Consider the following 16396-nt stretch of genomic DNA (forward strand, 5'->3'; position numbering starts at 1 on the left):
CGACGGTGACGTCGGCGCAGGTGACTGGCTTGCTAGCCTTCAGTTGAACAGACCCCGCAATCCTTCACGAAGTTCCCTCCCTGCTCCCTCACCGAGGCGCTCGTCGAGTCCTTCTAGGGCGCCGCCGAGACGCTCCTCGATCTCTTGCGCGGCCCGCGAAGATGCTTCGTCGCGCAGGATCTCGCCCAGCGCGCTCTGGAACGCAGCGCGGTCGAAGCGGCACCACTCACTGCTATCCTCGTCCAGCTGCCCCTCGCAGCGTACCGGTAGCGGCACGCGCTCGAGGCGCGGATTGACGCGGCAGGCGGCATCCGCCGAATCCACCAGGCGCGCCGCCGCGCTATAATCGAAACGCTGGGTGGCCAGATTGAACTCACCGCCACCACCGAGTCGAATCCCGGGGATGCTGATCTCCAAATCGTCGTTGTGGGCCATACCGTCGCGCAGGGTGAAGCTCGCCTCGGCGCGCTCAAAGCGGGTGTCGCTGCTCCAGTCACGGCTCATCTCCTCGCCATCCAGCGCCGCTACCACGCCGCACAGCTCCTGGGAGACATTGACGTCGAAGACCGCGCCATCATCGATGCGCAGCGCCACGTTTCCGTTCAAGTTCCGTGTCATCAACCCGCGGGTCTCGCCTCGAGTGGTAAGGTCGCCATCGAGACTGAGACGCCCACGCAGCGGCGACTCTTGATCGGCCAGCGCAGCGTAGAGGGGCACCACCTGCACCCGCTCGAGGCGCGGCGCGAAGGCCCAGCGCGGTGTCTCCTCGCGCTGGTCGAGCTCACCGCTGGCCGTCAGACTGCCGTCGAACAGCTGCCCCTCGAAGCGCGACAGCTGATGCACGCCCTCACGGCCTTCGACAGCCAGCTCGGCATTGCGGATCACCAGCCCCAGTGCCGTGAGCCGCTCCAGGCGCAACTCGCCAGCCAGGTCCAGCGGCGCCAGCCAGGCGATCGGCAGCGCCGCCTCTTGATCCTCGTCGGCATACGCCATGCGGCCCAGCAGCTGGCGCAGCATGGCGCTTTCGGCGGCGGGCTCGGCGGGCGGCAGGTATGCGTCGAGGTCCAGGTGGTCGCCCTGCAGGTCGAAACTCAGCGACTGACCAAAGAGCCCGGCGCCGAGGCGCCCGGTAAAGGTGCTGTCATCGACCACCATGGTCAGATTGGTGAGATTGAGTCGCTCCAGATCCCCCTGCACCGGGCTGGTCAGCGCCACGTCGCCGAGTGCCGCGTCGCTGGCGGTCTCGGGAAGGGCATCGAAGCGCGCCAGCCAAGGGCGCAGCGATAGTGGTGCCAGACTGACCAGGCCGGTATAGCGCGGCGCCTCGAACAGCTCCGTCAGCGTCACGCTTCCGCTGAGGTCGAGGTCATCGGGGCCGCTCAACTCCAGGCTGCGCAGGTGCAAGCGCTGCTCGTCAATATCAAGGTCGGCAATGAAACCAAGGCTGAGTGCCAAGGCGCGGTCACCAGCCGCCGGATGCACCAGGCTGGTGTCGAGGCGACCGCCGTCGATCTCCAGCCGCCTGGTTTCGGTGCTGGCCACCAGCTGGCGCAGCTGCAGGTTGGCCTGCTGCTTGCGGTCTTCCAGCGCTGCCAGGGTAGTGCTGGTCTCGAGATTGAGGTTCTCGAGCTCATAGCGGCCATCGCGCAGTCCCAGCCGTACCCGGCTCTCGCCGCGCACGCTGCTGACCCACTCGGGTTCGACATCGTCGCTCTCCTGCCAGGCGGCATCGGGGTAGGCCGAGAGCCGGAAACTGCTCTTGAGCGGGAAGGCGCGCTGCGGATTGACGTTGCTGCCGGTGATATCGAGGCCAGTGACGCGCAGCTGCAGGTCGCGCTGCCAGTCACGATAGCGCACCTCGCTGTCGCGCAGCGTGACGCTGGCGACATTCAACGCCACACGCATGCCGGCGTCGTCGTTTACCGCCGGACCGGCGGAGGCCGGCGCCAGCGCTTCGGCGGCCTCTTCGCTGCGCTCGTCGAGGCGCTCCAGCAGCACCTCCCAGTTACCCTGGCCCTCGACGTCGCGCTCGAGGTTGAGACGCATGCCATTAAGGGTCAGGCCCTCAATGGCAATCTCGCCGGTAAGCAGCGGGGCGAATGCCAAGCTGACCTCGGCCTTGTCGAGGGCGGCGAAGACCTCTTCGTCGGCGGACTGCTCGGGCAGCCAAGCCTCGGCGTCGGCCACGCTTACCCCCAAGCGCGGATAGAACGACCACGCCAATGGCCCGTCGAGGGTCAGTTCGAGGCCGGTCTGTTCGCGAACCACATCGATCAGCCGCGGCTTGAGGTCGTTGGGATCGAAGAAGGTGGTGACATAGACCACCGCCCCGACCACCACCAGCCCCAGTACCCCGATGACTGCCAGCAGGGTTCGCAGTAGCGCTCTCATTGATGTCCTCCCCGGGAGCCACTCGGATTGAATTCGAAATAATCGCCCTCGGGCGAGGCGCGATAGCCTAGCCGCGACAGCAGTAGCTGGTCACCCATCTGCAACGTGGCGCTGGCCACCCGCAATACCCGTTGCTCAGCGGCCGCAGCGTCGCCAATGAGTGCCAGCAGGTGCGAACCGACCCCGCGCCGGCGGGTCGTCTTGCGCACGCAGGTGTAGGCCAGCCACCAGGCTTCGGCGTCGATATTCACCGCTACCGCCCCCAGCAGGCGGCCATTGAAACAGGCGCAGCAGAACAGGCCGCCACCTTCGAGGTGATCGCGAATGAAATCGTCGGCGGGCGCCGGCAAACGCTCGGCAGGCGCATCAGCATAGATACGAGAAAGGTCGAGGGCGGTCTGGTCATCCGTTGACCAGTCGCGGTGGTCGACCCTGTGAAGCGTTACCGGCATATCTGATCTCCCCTGGCCGGGACGGCACATCGGATCGTCCGTCAATGCCCCGCATTGTAGCGGATGGGGCGGCCGATTCTCTATAATGGATGGCTCGACCGCCGTGACGTCACCCGGCGACGCTTTCGTTTACCATATCCAATGCGCCCAGCGCAGGAGACTCAGCCCCATGACCGAGCGTACCGCCACGGTTTCTCGCGATACCAAGGAAACGCAGATCACGGTGAGCGTGAATCTCGACGGCCAGGGCCGGCTGAACGGCGAGAGCGGCGTGCCCTTTCTCGACCACATGCTCGATCAGGTGGCTCGTCACGGTCTGATCGATCTCGACATCCAGGCCCAGGGTGACCTGCACATCGACGATCACCACACCGTCGAGGATCTCGGTATCACCCTCGGCCAGGCCTTTGCCCAGGCGATCGGCGACAAGCGTGGCATCTATCGTTATGGCCACGCCTACGTGCCCCTCGACGAAGCGCTGTCGCGGGTGGTGGTAGACTTCTCGGGACGCGCCGGGCTGTTCATGGACGTCGAGTTCACCCGCGCCGCGATCGGCCGTCTGGATACCCAACTGTTCTGGGAGTTCTTCCAGGGCTTCGTCAACCATGCCCAGGTGACCCTGCATATCGACAACCTCAAGGGTTTCAATGCCCACCACCAGGCCGAAACCATCTTCAAGGCCTTCGGTCGTGCCCTGCGCATGGCGGTCGCTGCAGACCCGCGCATGGCCGGTCAGATGCCGTCGACCAAGGGCTGCCTGTGAGCCTAGATGCACACGGCCCCCGCCACCGTCACCCCGTAAGGAGCGCCTCATGACCATCGCCGTGATCGACTACGGAATGGGCAACCTGCACTCTGTCGCCAAGGCGCTGGAGCATGTCACCCACGAGAACGTCGTCGTCACCCGCGACCCACGCCGTATCCACGGGGCCACGCGGCTGGTGCTACCCGGCCAGGGGGCGATTCGCGACTGCATGGGGGAACTCGAGCGCAGCGAGGTCAAAGGGCTGGTACTCGAGCTGCTGGCCAAGGCCGAGAAGCCACTGCTGGGTATCTGTGTTGGCCAGCAGATGCTGCTCGACGACAGTGAGGAGAACGGCGGTGTGGCCTGTCTGGGCTTCCTGCCGGGACGCGTGAGGCGTTTCCCGGTGGATATGCTCGACGCCCACGGCAATCGCCTCAAGGTGCCGCACATGGGCTGGAATCAGGTGTCCCAGCACCAGTCGCACCCGCTGTGGGAGGGCATCGACGACGGCGAACGGTTCTATTTCGTTCACAGCTACTATGTCGACGTCAGCGACGACGCCACGCTATTCGGCACCACCGACTACGGTACCACCCAGGCCCACGTGGCAACCGGTCGTGGCCCGGTATTCGCCACCCAGTTCCATCCCGAGAAGAGCTCGGCAGCGGGCCTGCGCCTGCTGGAGAACTTCGTCAACTGGGCGCCGTGAGCGGGATACCGCCGCAGACGCCACGACGACTCATCCAAGATACGGCCGCCTGCGACGGCGCCGAAGAGGACACGACATGCTGGTAATTCCCGCCATCGATCTCAAGGACGGCCAATGCGTCCGCCTCAAACAGGGCCGCATGGACGACGCCACCAGCTACGGTGACGACCCGGTCGCCATGGCCGCGCGCTGGGTCGAGGCCGGCGCGCGGCGCCTGCACCTGGTCGACCTCAACGGCGCCTTCGCGGGCCAGCCGGTCAACGGCGAAGCCGTCACCGCCATTGCCCGCGCCTATCCCGACCTGCCGATCCAGATCGGTGGCGGCATCCGCACCGCGGCGACTATCGAGCACTACCTGGCGGCCGGCGTCAGCTATGTGATCATCGGCACCCAGGCGGTCAAGGAGCCTGCCTTCGTCAACGAGATGTGCCGCGCCTTTCCCGGGCATGTGATCGTCGGCCTGGACGCCCGCGATGGCTACGTGGCAACCGACGGCTGGGCGGAGGTCTCGTCGCTCAAGGCCACTGAGCTTGCCAGGCGCTTTGCCGACGACGGCGTCTCCAGCATCGTCTACACCGACATCGCCCGCGACGGCATGATGGGGGGCGTCAACGTCGAGGCCACCGCCGAGCTGGCGAGGGTCGGCGGCCTGCCGGTGATCGCCTCCGGCGGGGTCACCAATCTCGACGATATCCGCGCGCTGAGCGCGGTGGCCGGCGATGGCATCCTCGGCGCCATCACCGGGCGCGCCATTTACGAGGGCAGCCTCGATGTCGCCGAAGCCCAGCGTCTGTGTGACGAGCTGGGCGACCAACTCACCCAGGCCGGGAGCTGATTCATGGGACTCGCCAAGCGCATCATTCCGTGTCTCGACGTCGACGCCGGCCGCGTGGTCAAGGGCGTCAATTTCGTCGGCATCCGCGATGCCGGTGATCCGGTGGAGATCGCCAAGCGCTACAACCAGCAGGGCGCCGACGAAATCACCTTCCTCGACATTACCGCCAGCCACGAGAATCGCGGTACCACCGTGGAGATGGTCGAACGCATCGCCGGTGAGGTCTTCATTCCTCTGACGGTGGGCGGTGGCATCCGCAGCTGCGACGACATCCGCACCATGCTCAACGCCGGCGCCGACAAGGTCTCGATCAATACCGCGGCGGTCACGAATCCAGGGTTCGTACGCGAGGCCACCGAGCGCTTCGGCAGCCAGTGCATCGTGGTCGCCATCGACGCCAAGCGGGTCTCCGCCGAGGGCGAGACGCCGCGCTGGGAGATTTTCACCCACGGCGGGCGTCGCCCCACCGGCCTGGATGCCGTGGAGTGGGCGAAACGCATGGTGGAATACGGCGCCGGTGAGCTGCTGTTGACCAGCATGGACCGCGACGGTACCAAGGCCGGCTTCGATCTCGGCGTAACTCGCGCCATCAGCGATGCGGTCAGCGTACCGGTAATTGCCTCGGGCGGTGTCGGCAATCTCGACCATCTGGTCGCCGGCGTGATCGACGGAGGTGCCGATGCGGTGCTCGCCGCTAGTATCTTCCACTTCGGCGAGTACAGTATCCCCGACGCCAAGCGCTACATGGCCGATCGCGGCATCGAGATGCGTCTGTAACCCGAGGAAAGGCATGCACATGACACCACGGAAGGGCTTCCTAGCAGTAGTGTTGGGCATAGCAGTGTCGATCAGCGCCACGGCATCCGCCGAGGAGCCGCGGCTGGACTGGCCACCGACCCTTGAGCTCGATCACGTGCTGGTGCAGACCAGCCTCTATACACGCCACTTCAACCCCCAGCCGGATCATACCAACCAGCAGGATCTGATCAGCATCGAGCTGCATAACCCACACCGCTGGTTGGCCGGCACCGCCTGGTTCAAGAACTCCTTCGATCAGCCGACCTGGTACTTCTATGCCGGTCGCGAATTTCCCCTGTGGCGTCCCAGCGAGGACGTTACCGTGCGCGCCAAACTGACCGCAGGACTACTTCGCGGCTACAAGGACGAACGTCAGGACAACATCCCCTTCAACCACTACGGCATTGCCCCAGCCGCCCTGCCCAGCATCGGCGTGCAGTGGGGGCGCTTCGAGAGTGACCTGATCGTGTTCGGCACCGCCGGCATGATGGTCACCGGCGGCGTCCGCTTCTAGGCCATATCGTCGAGGGAGAGTCCAAGATTGCTGATACCGTCGTTGCGCCCCAGCCGGCGCAGCGCCTTGAGCGTGTCGCGATCTAGCGGGTGGCGCTCGACGCTATCCAGCACTTCGCCTTGAAAGGCCTGCTCGTCCTCCATCAGCGGATGCCCGCGTACCAGCTCGGCCAGCCGCGCATCGTCCTCTTCGCCCTCGCTCAGCTCGATGAAGGCGCGCACCCCGCCGCGGGAGCTGAGACTGACCTCGAACACCGCCTCCTCGGCATCGCCGCGCAGGGTGTCTAGCAGCGCCGACAGCGCCACCACGGCCTCTAGCGCGCGGCGTGCGCCGAAGCTGTCATCGTCAGCCGGCGGTTCGAGTTCGGCCAGCTTGTCAGCTTGGCGCTCGAAGTCGATCTTCGCTTCGCGCACCGCCAGCGATTCCCACACCAGATCGAGAATCACCCGCAGGCCACGCACGTCGCCATGTCCGCTGTTCTCGGCGTACAGGGCATAGTTGGGCAGCAATCGTTCGCAGAGCGTCGCCATAAAAGCCTGACGCTGACGCGGGCCGAGCTGACGCAGACGCTGATTGAAGCCGGGGGCAGAGGCGCTCATGATATCTCCTTGAGGTGGCGGCTCGGCCACACTGAACAAATGGGGTGACCTCAGGGCCAGAGTAGTGCAGCGGGCACCCGCTCACTGGAGTCGAATACCACGCCTTCGGCGCGCAGCTTGTCACGCTGGCGCTGGGCGCCGCCGTGATCGGTCACTCGACGCGTAGCATTGATCACCCGGTGCCAGGGCAGGCCATGCCCGTCGGGCAGGTGGCGCATCGCCGAACCTACCATGCGCGGCGTGGCACCCTCGGTCATCTTGGCAACACGTCCATAGGTGGTCACGCGACCGGCAGGAATCTGCGCGACGATGGTATAGATCTGTTCGAGCAACGCAGCATTGGCCACTAGCCACCTCCATCATCTCGCCACCGCTGGACACCTGCATGGCGGCTTGTTCATCATGGATCGATATGCATATCTACTTTCTTCACCACGCCGACCATCTTGGCCCAGCGCGGCTCACCGACTGGCTGAGCGGCATGGGCCATAGCTACAACGGCTGCCTGCTGCACCGTGGCGAGGCGCCGCCGCGTCTCGAGGACTGCGACGCTCTAATCGTGCTCGATGCCCCGCTGAGCCTGGCACCGAGCCACGCCGACTGGCTGAGCCGCGAGCGCAAGCTCATCCAGCGCGCGCTGAAGAGCGGCAAGCCGCTGCTGGGCATCGGCTTTGGCGCCGAACTCATCGCCGAGGGCCTGGGGGCTATCGTCTCGCCCGGCACCTATCCCGAGCTTGGCTTTCACCGCATCACCCTCGCCGCCGACAGCCCCTTCGACCTGCCCGAGCAGTTCGAGGCCTTCATGTGCCACCGCGATATCTTCGGCCTCCCCGAAGGTGCGCTGCCGCTCGGCGCCAGCGCCGCCAGCCCGGTGCAGGGCTTCAGCTGGGACGGCGGTCGGGTAGTGGCCCTGCAGTGCCACCTCGAGGCCACCGAGACCAGCACTCGCCGATATCTCGCGGCAACCCCCGAGGCGCTAACCGACGCGGATCAGCGCTTCGTCCAGCCCCACGACGAGATCCTCGCCGACCCGCGGCGCTTCGACCAACTTGCCTCGCTACTCGACCGCGTGCTGCTCGACTGGCTGCGCAGCGTGCCGGGCTGACCAGTCACGCGCCACGGCCAGGCAGCTGTCCCAGTCGCCAACGTGGAGGAACCGCTGCTCTCCCTTCTCCAGCTGATGGCGGTACATGGGGTCATAGTACTCGGTGAGCAGCGGTGCCAGCCACGCCTCATGGGCCTGGCGGTCGCCGCGGGCATGTTCGCGGAAGGCCAGCTGCTGCAACCGCTGCAGGCGCGCCAGCCGGGCGCTACCTAGCCGCTTGGCAAGCCGCGCCAGCGCCGAGGCCAGCTGCTTGCGCATCAGCGCCCAGCCCAGCCATTCGCCGAACTGTGAGCGATAGATCTCCCACAGGTCGTCGATGTAGTCCTTGCGAATCTGCGCCAGCCTCCAGTCGAGCGGCATCTCGACGCGGATACGCGGTGCTTGCTGCATGGTCTGCCAGAGGCTCAACGGCATATTGACCACCCCGATATGACGCGACTCGTCCTCAACCACCAGCGGACCGGATAACGCCAGCAGTCGGCGCCCCAGGTCGTGCTCGAAATCGATCTGAGACGGCGACTGCAGCGGGTGCCGACCGAACGCCGACCCCTTGTGTCGCGCACAAGCTTCCAGGTCGAGACCGTTGGACAGCCGCTGGATCAGCGAGGTCTTGGCGCAGCCGGTCAAGCCGCCGACCACCAGCAGCGGCTGCTCGGCTGCAGCGTCGATGCGCGCACATAGCGCCTGGCGCATGGCCTTCCAGCCACCGCGGATGCGCGGCCGCAGGATGCCGGCCTCGGCCAGCCACTGCTGAGCCACCTGGGAACGCAGTCCGCCGCGGAAGCAGTAGACGATGGCGTCCGGATGCCTGGCCAGCAGCCGCTGCCAGGCCTCGACGCGACGCGTCTTGAGGCTACCGCTGACCAGCTGCTCCCCCAGCGCAATGGCAGCCTGCTGACCGTGCTGCTTGTAGGCGATACCTACCCGATGGCGCTCCTCATCGTCCATCAGCGGCAAATTGACCGCGCCGGGCAAGGCCCCCTGGGCAAACTCCACCGGGGCGCGCACGTCTATCAGCGGGCGTCCCTCGCGCAGCAGCGTCAGGTCTGGCTCGACCAGCGGCAGCTGGCTCATCCACTCACCCGGATCAGCGCCGGCCCGTCGGCCTTGAGGACCTCGCCGAACGGCTGCAGCTCGATGCCGTAGGCACGCCCGATGCGCTCGACGTCGTCCTCCCAGGATGGATGCACCGAGAGCAGCAGGCCACCGGACGTCTGGGGGTCACACAGCCACTGCCAGTGCGCTTCGTCCATCGCCGGCAGGCTCTCGCCCAGCGCCTGACGGTTGCGATCGGTGCCTCCCGGCACCGCACCCTGGCGACGATAGGCTTCGGCCTCGGCCAGACGCGGCAGCTGCTTGAAGTTGATCCGCGCGGCGACGCCGCTGGCAGCACACACCTCGGCCAGATGACCGGCCAGGCCAAAGCCGGTGACATCGGTCATCGCATGCACGCCCTCGACCTTGGCCAGCGCCACGCCGATGTCGTTGGCCTTAAGCATGGTCTCGCGGGCCAGGCCCTGATGGCCGGCCTCGAGCAGCCCGCGCTTCTCGGCGGTCGTCAGCATGCCCACGCCCAGCGGCTTGGTCAGGTAGAGCAGGTCGCCGGGCTTGGCGGCATTGTTGAGCTTGAGGTGCTCGAGCTCGACCAGGCCATTGACGGCCAGGCCGAAGATCGGCTCAGGGGCGTCGATGGAGTGCCCGCCGGCCAGCGCCAGGCCAAGCTCGCGGCATACCGCCTGGGCGCCAGCGACCACATCACCGGCGACATCGGCGCCCAGCTTGTCGAGCGGCCAGCCGAGAATTCCCAGCGCCATCACCGGTGTGCCGCCCATGGCGTATACATCGCTAATGGCATTGGTGGCGGCGATGCGGCCGAAGTCGAAGGGATCGTCGACGATCGGCATGAAGAAATCAGTGGTAGCGATCATCCCGCGGCCGTCGCCCAGATCGTAGACGGCGGCATCCTCGCGGCCCTGGTTGCCCACGATCAACCGCTTGTGACCGGCGCCGGGGCCGGCCTTGGCGAGAATACCGTCGAGTACATCGGGAGCGATCTTGCACCCACAGCCGGCACCGTGGCTGTACTGGGTCAGGCGAATGGCACTCATCGGGCTCTCCTTGCTGCAGTGATTGGTTAAGTCTAGCTGACGGCGCTACAGCGCCTCCAGGGCGTCGGCAAGCTTGTCCACGGCGATCACCTGCATACCCGGCGGAGAACTCTTGGGAGCATTACCGCGCGGCACGATGGCGCGGGTGAAGCCGTGCTTGGCCGCCTCGACGATGCGCTCCTGGCCACTGGGTACCGGGCGAATCTCGCCGGATAAGCCGACTTCCCCGAACACCACCAGCTCGCGGGGCAGCGGGCGGCTCTGCAGGCTCGACACCACCGCCAGCAACACCGCCAGGTCGGCGCTGGTTTCAAGCACCTTGACCCCGCCGACCACGTTGAGGAAGACATCCTGGTCACCGGTAAACAAGCCGCCGTGACGGTGTAGCACCGCCAACAGCATGGCCAGGCGATTGTGATCGAGACCTACCGCTACCCGGCGCGGGTTGCCCAGCGCCGAGTCGTCGAGCAGTGCCTGCACTTCGACCAGGATCGGCCGCGTGCCTTCCCACACCACCATCACCAGACTGCCTGAACTCTGCTCTTCGCTGCGCGACAGGAAGATCGCACTGGGATTCTTGACCTCCTTGAGCCCGTGCTCGAGCATCGCGAACACGCCCAGCTCATTGACTGCCCCAAAGCGATTCTTCTGGCCTCGCAAGGTGCGAAAGCGCGAGTCGGCGCCGCCCTCTAGCAGCAGCGAGGCGTCGATCATGTGTTCGAGCACCTTGGGACCGGCCAACGAGCCATCCTTGGTGACATGACCGACCAGCAGCAGCACGGTGTTGGACTGCTTGGCAAAGCGGGTCAGCGCCGCGGCGGACTCACGCACCTGGGCCACACCGCCTGGCGCCGAGGCAATGTCATCAAGGTGCATGGTCTGGATCGAGTCGATGATCAGCACTTCAGGACGTTCACGTTCGGCGACGGCGAGGATCGTCTCGACGCTGGTCTCGGCCAGCATCTTAAGCCCCTGGGTGGGCAGCTGCAGACGGTGGGCGCGCATCGCCACCTGGGACAGCGACTCCTCGCCGGTAACATACAGCGCCGACTTCTGCTGGGCCAGCTTACAGGCGGTCTGCAGCAGCAGCGTCGACTTGCCAGCCCCGGGGTGGCCGCCGAGCAGCACTGCCGAGCCCGGCACCAGGCCGCCCCCCAGCACGCGATCGAACTCGCCGAAAGTCGACGAGAAGCGCGGCACTTCGCTGAGATCCACCGCTGCCAGGTCGACCACTTCGCGGGACACGATACCGGCGTAACCGCTGCGACCGGTGCTCGACGGGGCAGCACCGGCGCCCGGCCGCGCCGAGGCCAGTCGCACCTCACTCAGGGTGTTCCACTCCCGGCAGCTTGAACACTGGCCCTGCCACTTGCTGTACTCGGCACCGCATTCGGTGCATACGAACGCACTCTTCGCTTTGGCCATGGCCGCCTCTTACGCAAACGAAGCGCCATTCTAGCAGCCAGCGACCATACCGCCGACTCCCGAAACGCAGCGGGGCGACCCTAAGGCCGCCCCGCAGTGCTACCGCATACGTCGTTTACTGACGCTGCAGCTGTAGCATGTCGTTATTCTCGAAACGCCGGCGCTCGGGATCGATCAACTCCAGGGTGGCATCATCCACGCGCAGGAAGTAGTAGATCTGGCCTTCGTTTTCCGGCGTCAGCTCGTAGACGGTGGCGTTGGGGTCATCGGCGCTGCCGCTGAGGACTTCCCAGTTCCCGGTGTAGTTCTCGCTAGGCGGATCCTGGGGATGCTCGCGATAACTGGCCTCGAGGGCAAAGGTACGATCCTCTATGGCGCTCTGCTCATCGCCCATCATCCGCACATCGATATCAATGCCGGCACAGTTGCGGCAGGGTAGCGTGCCCTGATAGACCGCTTCCCCATCTGCGGCCATGTCCGGCGCGGGGCCTTCCGTCGGGCCGGCGGCACAGCCCGCCATCACGGCAAGCACGGCAGAACCGGCCAGCAACGTCCTGATTCGCATGAGAGTCCTCCTAACCATTGGGCCTAAGTGTCGCGAACCGCGACCACTACCTCACAGCATAACCGACAAGCATGGCACGCGGACAGTTCCGCGCGCCTGTCGCGTTCAGGCGGTAGCGTCGGCGAGCTGAGGATAATCGGTATAGCCTTCGCTACCGCCACCGTAGAAGGTCGCCGGATCCGGCTCGTTGAGCTCGGCACCCTCGGCAAAGCGTTCGACCAGATCGGGATTGGCAATGTATGGCCGCCCGAAGGCCGCGGCATCCCCCAGCCCATCGTCGATCAACGCCTCTGCGCGCGGCGCCGTATAGTGACCACAATAGATCAGTGTGCCGCTGAAACGCTCGCGCAGCCCGCGACGGAAGTCGTCGGTCAGCTGCGGCCCCTCGCCGGTCCAGTCCGGTTCGTTGATATGCACGTAGGCGATGTCGCGGCGCGACAGCTGCTCGGCCAGATAGTCGATCATCGCCTGGGGCTCGTCGTCCTGGAGGCCGAATATCTCGATGAACGGAGACAGACGAATCCCTACACGGCCGGCACCCATCACTTCGCAGACCGCATCGACCACTTCCAGCACCAACCGTGCGCGGTTGACGACACTACCACCATAGCGGTCGTTGCGGCGGTTGCTGCCGGTCGCCATGAATTGCTGCAATAGGTAGGCGTTGGCGGCATGCACCTCGACCATATCGAAACCGGCCCGCTTGGCATTCTGTGCCGCGTGGCGATAGTCGGCGACGATGCTCGGCAGCTCGTCGGTCTCCAGCGCACGCGGTGTGCTGGTCGGATGCTGTCCGGCGCTGCCATCCTCGAACTCGATGAAGCAGTTAGCGCCTTCGGCACGCAGCGCGCTGGGTGCCACCGGTGCCTGACCGTCGGGTTGCACCGACTCGTGGGAAATCCGGCCAACATGCCACAGCTGCAGCGCAATACGCCCCCCCTCGTTGTGCACCGCATCTACCACGCCTTTCCAGCCTTCCACTTGGGCATCGCACCAGATGCCCGGGGTATACACATAGCCGCGTGCGGTGGGGGAGATATTGGTCGCCTCGCTGATGATCAACCCGGCGCTGGCGCGTTGAGCATAGTAGCGCTGCTGAAGCTTGCCGGGCACGCCATCCGGGGTACGTGCCCGGGTCAGCGGCGCCATGATCACGCGATTGGGCAGCGCGACGCTGCCCACTGTCAGTGGCGATAACAACTTGGGGTAGGTCATCATGATTCCCTGTAATGTGTGTCGTACCTCGGTAGATGGAGATCGTTAGAGGGCTAATCAAGGCCCCGGTTCACTCAACCACCATAGGCAAACACCAACCCCAGCACGATCGGCATCACCACCAGGCTACCCAGGTTACCGATCAGCACCAGGGATGCGACCTTCTGCGGCTCCTGGCGATACTGTTCGGCGACCAGATAGTTGAGAACCGCTGGCGGCAGGGCGGCAAACACCCACAGCGTCGCTGCCTGCAGGCCGGTCAGGTCGAACAGCCAGACCAGCGGTGCGGCAATGATCAGACCCGACAGCGGACACAGCACCGCCCCCAGGGCACCGGTCTTCCAGTCACCGAAGTCGATATCGAGCATGCGTACGCCGAGGGCAAACAGCATCAGCGGGATGCAGACATTGCCTAGCATGTGCAGTGCCTCCAGCAGCCAGCCGGGTAGCATCACTCCACTCAGGTTAACCGCCAGGCCGGCGATACTGGCCAGCACGATCGGCATCCGCAGCAGCCGCCACATCGGCGTACGCGGGCTGAGCATGTACAACCCCACCGAGAAGTGCAGTAACATCTCGACAATGAACACCACCACCGCCGCCGGCAGCGCTGCTTCGCCGAAGGCCAGCACCAGCAGCGGGATCCCCATGTTGCCGGAGTTGTTGAACATCATCGGCGGCAGGAATGTCTTGGGCTCGAGGCGCAACCATTTGACCAACGGCCACAGCAGCAGCCCCGAGCCCAGCACCACGATGGCCGCCGCCGCGGCAAGACCGGCATACTCCTCGAGCGGCGCCTGACCATCGGCCAGCACGGCAAACACCAGCATCGGAACGAACAGCTCCATGTTGAGCGTGTTCAGCCCGCGAATATCCGGCGTTCGGAAGCGCCCATACAGGGTGCCGCAGCCGGCAATCAGGAACACCGGCAGTAAGGTGGCGAGAATTTGAGCAATCATCGAGCTATCCCTAGGCTAAGCGGCACAGCCTAGCATGGTCGACGCTTGCGCTGCGCGAGAGGCCACGTCACCATGACCAAAGTGCTATCCACAAGCGCCCACGCGCGCCCTATCTAGTGAGTGACCATGAGCAAGTTCTGGAGCCCGATCGTACGGGAACTGACCCCCTATGTGCCCGGCGAGCAGCCACGTGAGCAGCTGATCAAGCTGAACACCAACGAAAACCCCTACCCACCGGCGCCCGGTGTCGAGCAGGCGCTACGCGACTACCCTGCCGACCACCTGCGCCTTTACCCGGACCCCGAGGCTAGCGCCTTGCGTCAGGCCCTCGCCGAGGCTCACGGTGTCGAGCGCGATCAGGTGTTCGTCGGCAATGGCTCCGACGAGGTACTGGCACTGGCCTTCCAGGCGTTCTTCTGCCAGGACAAGCCGCTGATGATGCCTGCCATCACCTATAGCTTCTACCCGGTCTATTGTCGTCTGTACGGTATCGATTACCGCACCCTGGCACTCGATGACGAATGGCAGGTCCCGTTGGAGTCTTTCAGCAGCGACAGTGGTGGGGTGATTTTCGCCAACCCCAACGCCCCCACCGGCCATGGTCACGCCCGCGCAGCGATCGCCGCCCTGCTCGAACGCATCCAGGAGTGCGTGGTGCTGGTCGATGAAGCCTATGTCGATTTCGGGGGCGAGAGCGTCGTGCCGCTGGTAGCACGCTATCCTAACCTGCTGGTGACCGGAACCTTCTCCAAGTCGCGGAGCCTCGCCGGCCTACGGCTCGGCTATGCAATCGGTTCCCACGAGTTGATCGAGGGGCTGGAGCGCATCAAGAACTCGTTCAACTCCTATCCTATCGACAGCCTGGCCACTGCCGCCGGCGTTGCCGCGCTGGAGGACGTCGAACACTTCGAGGCGTGCCGCGAGAAGGTCATCACCACCCGCGAGCGCACCCGTCAGCGTCTGAACGAATTAGGCTTCGAGGTATTGCCCTCTCAAGCCAACTTCTTGCTCGTACACCATCCTCAAGTCGATGCGGCCCAGCTGTTTGCCGGTTTGCGTGAACGCGCCATTCTGGTCCGCCACTTCAATACCGAGGCACTGCGCGATTTCATGCGCATCTCCATCGGCACCGACGATGAAATGGACAGCCTGGTCGAGGCACTCGAAGGTCTTTGTCGCCTACCAAGCTGACGCCTCAAACGCCCCCCCAGCCTCTAGAAGGCTGGGGGGTTGAATGAGGATGGGAGCCCCGCAAACGACGAAGCCCCGACCATCTCATGATGATCGGGGCTTCTGAATAAGTGCCTGACGATGTACCCGGTCGGCGTCCCGATACTCGACTCGTCTCATCCTGAGACTCGCCCTTCGGGCCCGCTGAAGCGGTTCCCGTTTGTTCCCGACAAACGGGTCGCATGGGGGTGAGACCGCCCGGCCCTTCGCGGCACCGCCGCGAGGGCGGTCGAACGCCCCGAGCCGGCGAGGGGCCGGCCCGCGAAGCGGCCCCACGTATAAAGAGCGGGTTTCCCCATGCCCATGAAAAAACCCCAAGCACTGGATGCTCGGGGTTTTTTCGGGATAAGTGCCTGACGACCCGGGCGGCGCTCCGCTACTCTCCATGGGAGACCCTCAAACGGCAAAGCCCCGACCAATGGCCGGGGCTTCTAAATAAGTGCCTGACGATGACCTACTCTCGCATGGGGAGACCCCACACTACCATCGGCGCTGAGCGGTTTCACTGCTGAGTTCGGCATGGGATCAGGTGGTTCCCGCACGCTATGGTCGTCAGGCGAAAAACAAAGGAATCATGCCAACGATACGTCTCAACGCATCCGCAACTGCGTCGTAATCCACAGACCCCTTGGGGTTATATGGTCAAGCCTCACGGGCCATTAGTACACGTTAGCTCAACACATTGCTGTGCTTCCACACCGTGCCTATCAACCAGCTAGTCTCGCTGGGCCCTTCAGGAGGCGCAA

The 16396-nt window shown here is 65.1% G+C and carries 17 protein-coding genes and 2 rRNA genes; 7 read left to right on the forward strand and 12 right to left on the reverse strand.

Annotation, left to right across the window (positions count from 1 at the left end; genetic code table 11):
• Positions 1 to 39: 39 nt before the first annotated feature.
• Entirely contained in the window at positions 40 to 2391 is a 2352-nt protein-coding gene (locus BLT16_RS15705; RefSeq protein ID WP_089659456.1) for an AsmA family protein, read from the reverse strand.
• Positions 2388 to 2843, reverse strand: coding sequence for an acetyl-CoA sensor PanZ family protein (locus BLT16_RS15710; RefSeq protein ID WP_089659457.1), 456 nt, complete (start codon positions 2841 to 2843; stop codon positions 2388 to 2390). Before BLT16_RS15710 ends, BLT16_RS15705 begins: the two co-directional genes overlap by 4 nt.
• 169 nt (positions 2844 to 3012) lie before the next feature.
• On the opposite strand from BLT16_RS15710, the gene hisB reads away from it, so the two are divergent.
• The 5 genes from hisB (at position 3013) to BLT16_RS15735 (ending at position 6444) form a co-directional block, all read left to right on the forward strand.
• Entirely contained in the window at positions 3013 to 3606 is a 594-nt protein-coding gene (hisB, locus tag BLT16_RS15715) for an imidazoleglycerol-phosphate dehydratase HisB (protein ID WP_089659458.1), read from the forward strand.
• A 49-nt stretch (positions 3607 to 3655) separates the two neighbouring features.
• Positions 3656 to 4297, forward strand: coding sequence for an imidazole glycerol phosphate synthase subunit HisH (gene hisH / locus BLT16_RS15720; RefSeq protein WP_089659459.1), 642 nt, complete (start codon positions 3656 to 3658; stop codon positions 4295 to 4297).
• Between the two features lie 76 nt (positions 4298 to 4373).
• Positions 4374 to 5132 carry a 1-(5-phosphoribosyl)-5-[(5-phosphoribosylamino)methylideneamino]imidazole-4-carboxamide isomerase gene (gene hisA / locus BLT16_RS15725; protein ID WP_089659460.1) on the forward strand — a complete coding sequence of 253 codons (759 nt, stop codon included), beginning with the start codon at positions 4374 to 4376 and terminating at the stop codon, positions 5130 to 5132.
• A 3-nt stretch (positions 5133 to 5135) separates the two neighbouring features.
• Entirely contained in the window at positions 5136 to 5909 is a 774-nt protein-coding gene (gene hisF, locus BLT16_RS15730) for an imidazole glycerol phosphate synthase subunit HisF (RefSeq protein WP_089659461.1), read from the forward strand.
• 19 nt (positions 5910 to 5928) lie between these two features.
• On the forward strand, positions 5929 to 6444 hold the full coding sequence (locus BLT16_RS15735) for a hypothetical protein (RefSeq protein WP_089659480.1): 516 nt from the start codon (positions 5929 to 5931) through the stop codon (positions 6442 to 6444).
• On the opposite strand, the gene BLT16_RS15740 is transcribed toward BLT16_RS15735, so the two are convergent.
• Positions 6441 to 7043, reverse strand: coding sequence for a YjaG family protein (locus tag BLT16_RS15740; RefSeq protein ID WP_089659462.1), 603 nt, complete (start codon positions 7041 to 7043; stop codon positions 6441 to 6443). The two genes, BLT16_RS15735 and BLT16_RS15740, sit on opposite strands and share 4 nt — an antisense overlap.
• A gap of 50 nt (positions 7044 to 7093) precedes the next feature.
• A complete protein-coding gene (locus tag BLT16_RS15745) occupies positions 7094 to 7390 on the reverse strand; it encodes an MGMT family protein (protein ID WP_089659463.1) in 297 nt (98 codons plus the stop codon).
• Between the two features lie 65 nt (positions 7391 to 7455).
• Between BLT16_RS15745 and BLT16_RS15750 the strand changes: the two genes are divergently transcribed.
• Positions 7456 to 8148: a type 1 glutamine amidotransferase gene (locus tag BLT16_RS15750; protein ID WP_089659464.1), complete on the forward strand. Its 693-nt coding sequence runs from the start codon at positions 7456 to 7458 to the stop codon at positions 8146 to 8148.
• Here the strand turns inward: BLT16_RS15750 and mnmH are convergent.
• From mnmH to BLT16_RS15780, 6 genes are all read right to left on the reverse strand, one after another.
• Positions 8101 to 9222: a tRNA 2-selenouridine(34) synthase MnmH gene (gene mnmH, locus BLT16_RS15755; RefSeq protein WP_089659465.1), complete on the reverse strand. Its 1122-nt coding sequence runs from the start codon at positions 9220 to 9222 to the stop codon at positions 8101 to 8103. The genes BLT16_RS15750 and mnmH overlap by 48 nt on opposite strands.
• Complete coding sequence (gene selD / locus BLT16_RS15760; RefSeq protein WP_089659466.1) at positions 9219 to 10256, reverse strand: selenide, water dikinase SelD; 1038 nt, start codon at positions 10254 to 10256, stop codon at positions 9219 to 9221. The genes mnmH and selD overlap by 4 nt, the downstream gene beginning before the upstream one ends.
• 45 nt (positions 10257 to 10301) lie before the next feature.
• Positions 10302 to 11681 (reverse strand): DNA repair protein RadA, encoded by a 1380-nt coding sequence (radA, locus tag BLT16_RS15765; RefSeq protein ID WP_089659467.1) that lies wholly within the window; start codon positions 11679 to 11681, stop codon positions 10302 to 10304.
• 115 nt (positions 11682 to 11796) lie between these two features.
• Positions 11797 to 12246 (reverse strand): copper resistance protein NlpE N-terminal domain-containing protein, encoded by a 450-nt coding sequence (locus BLT16_RS15770; RefSeq protein ID WP_089659468.1) that lies wholly within the window; start codon positions 12244 to 12246, stop codon positions 11797 to 11799.
• A 105-nt stretch (positions 12247 to 12351) separates the two neighbouring features.
• A complete protein-coding gene (locus BLT16_RS15775; RefSeq protein WP_089659469.1) occupies positions 12352 to 13461 on the reverse strand; it encodes an alkene reductase in 1110 nt (369 codons plus the stop codon).
• A gap of 74 nt (positions 13462 to 13535) precedes the next feature.
• A complete protein-coding gene (locus tag BLT16_RS15780; RefSeq protein WP_089659470.1) occupies positions 13536 to 14420 on the reverse strand; it encodes an AEC family transporter in 885 nt (294 codons plus the stop codon).
• A 126-nt stretch (positions 14421 to 14546) separates the two neighbouring features.
• On the opposite strand from BLT16_RS15780, the gene hisC reads away from it, so the two are divergent.
• Positions 14547 to 15611, forward strand: a complete 1065-nt coding sequence (hisC, locus tag BLT16_RS15785; protein ID WP_089659471.1) for a histidinol-phosphate transaminase — start codon at positions 14547 to 14549, stop codon at positions 15609 to 15611.
• A 480-nt stretch (positions 15612 to 16091) separates the two neighbouring features.
• Here hisC and rrf read toward each other — a convergent pair.
• Together rrf and BLT16_RS15795 are read right to left on the reverse strand one after the other, a co-directional pair.
• A 5S ribosomal RNA gene (gene rrf, locus BLT16_RS15790) occupies positions 16092 to 16207 on the reverse strand.
• Between the two features lie 81 nt (positions 16208 to 16288).
• Positions 16289 to 16396: ribosomal RNA gene (locus tag BLT16_RS15795) — 23S ribosomal RNA — on the reverse strand; the annotation flags it as partial.

This window comes from Franzmannia pantelleriensis (genome assembly GCF_900102875.1).
In the GTDB taxonomy this organism is placed as follows: domain Bacteria; phylum Pseudomonadota; class Gammaproteobacteria; order Pseudomonadales; family Halomonadaceae; genus Franzmannia; species Franzmannia pantelleriensis.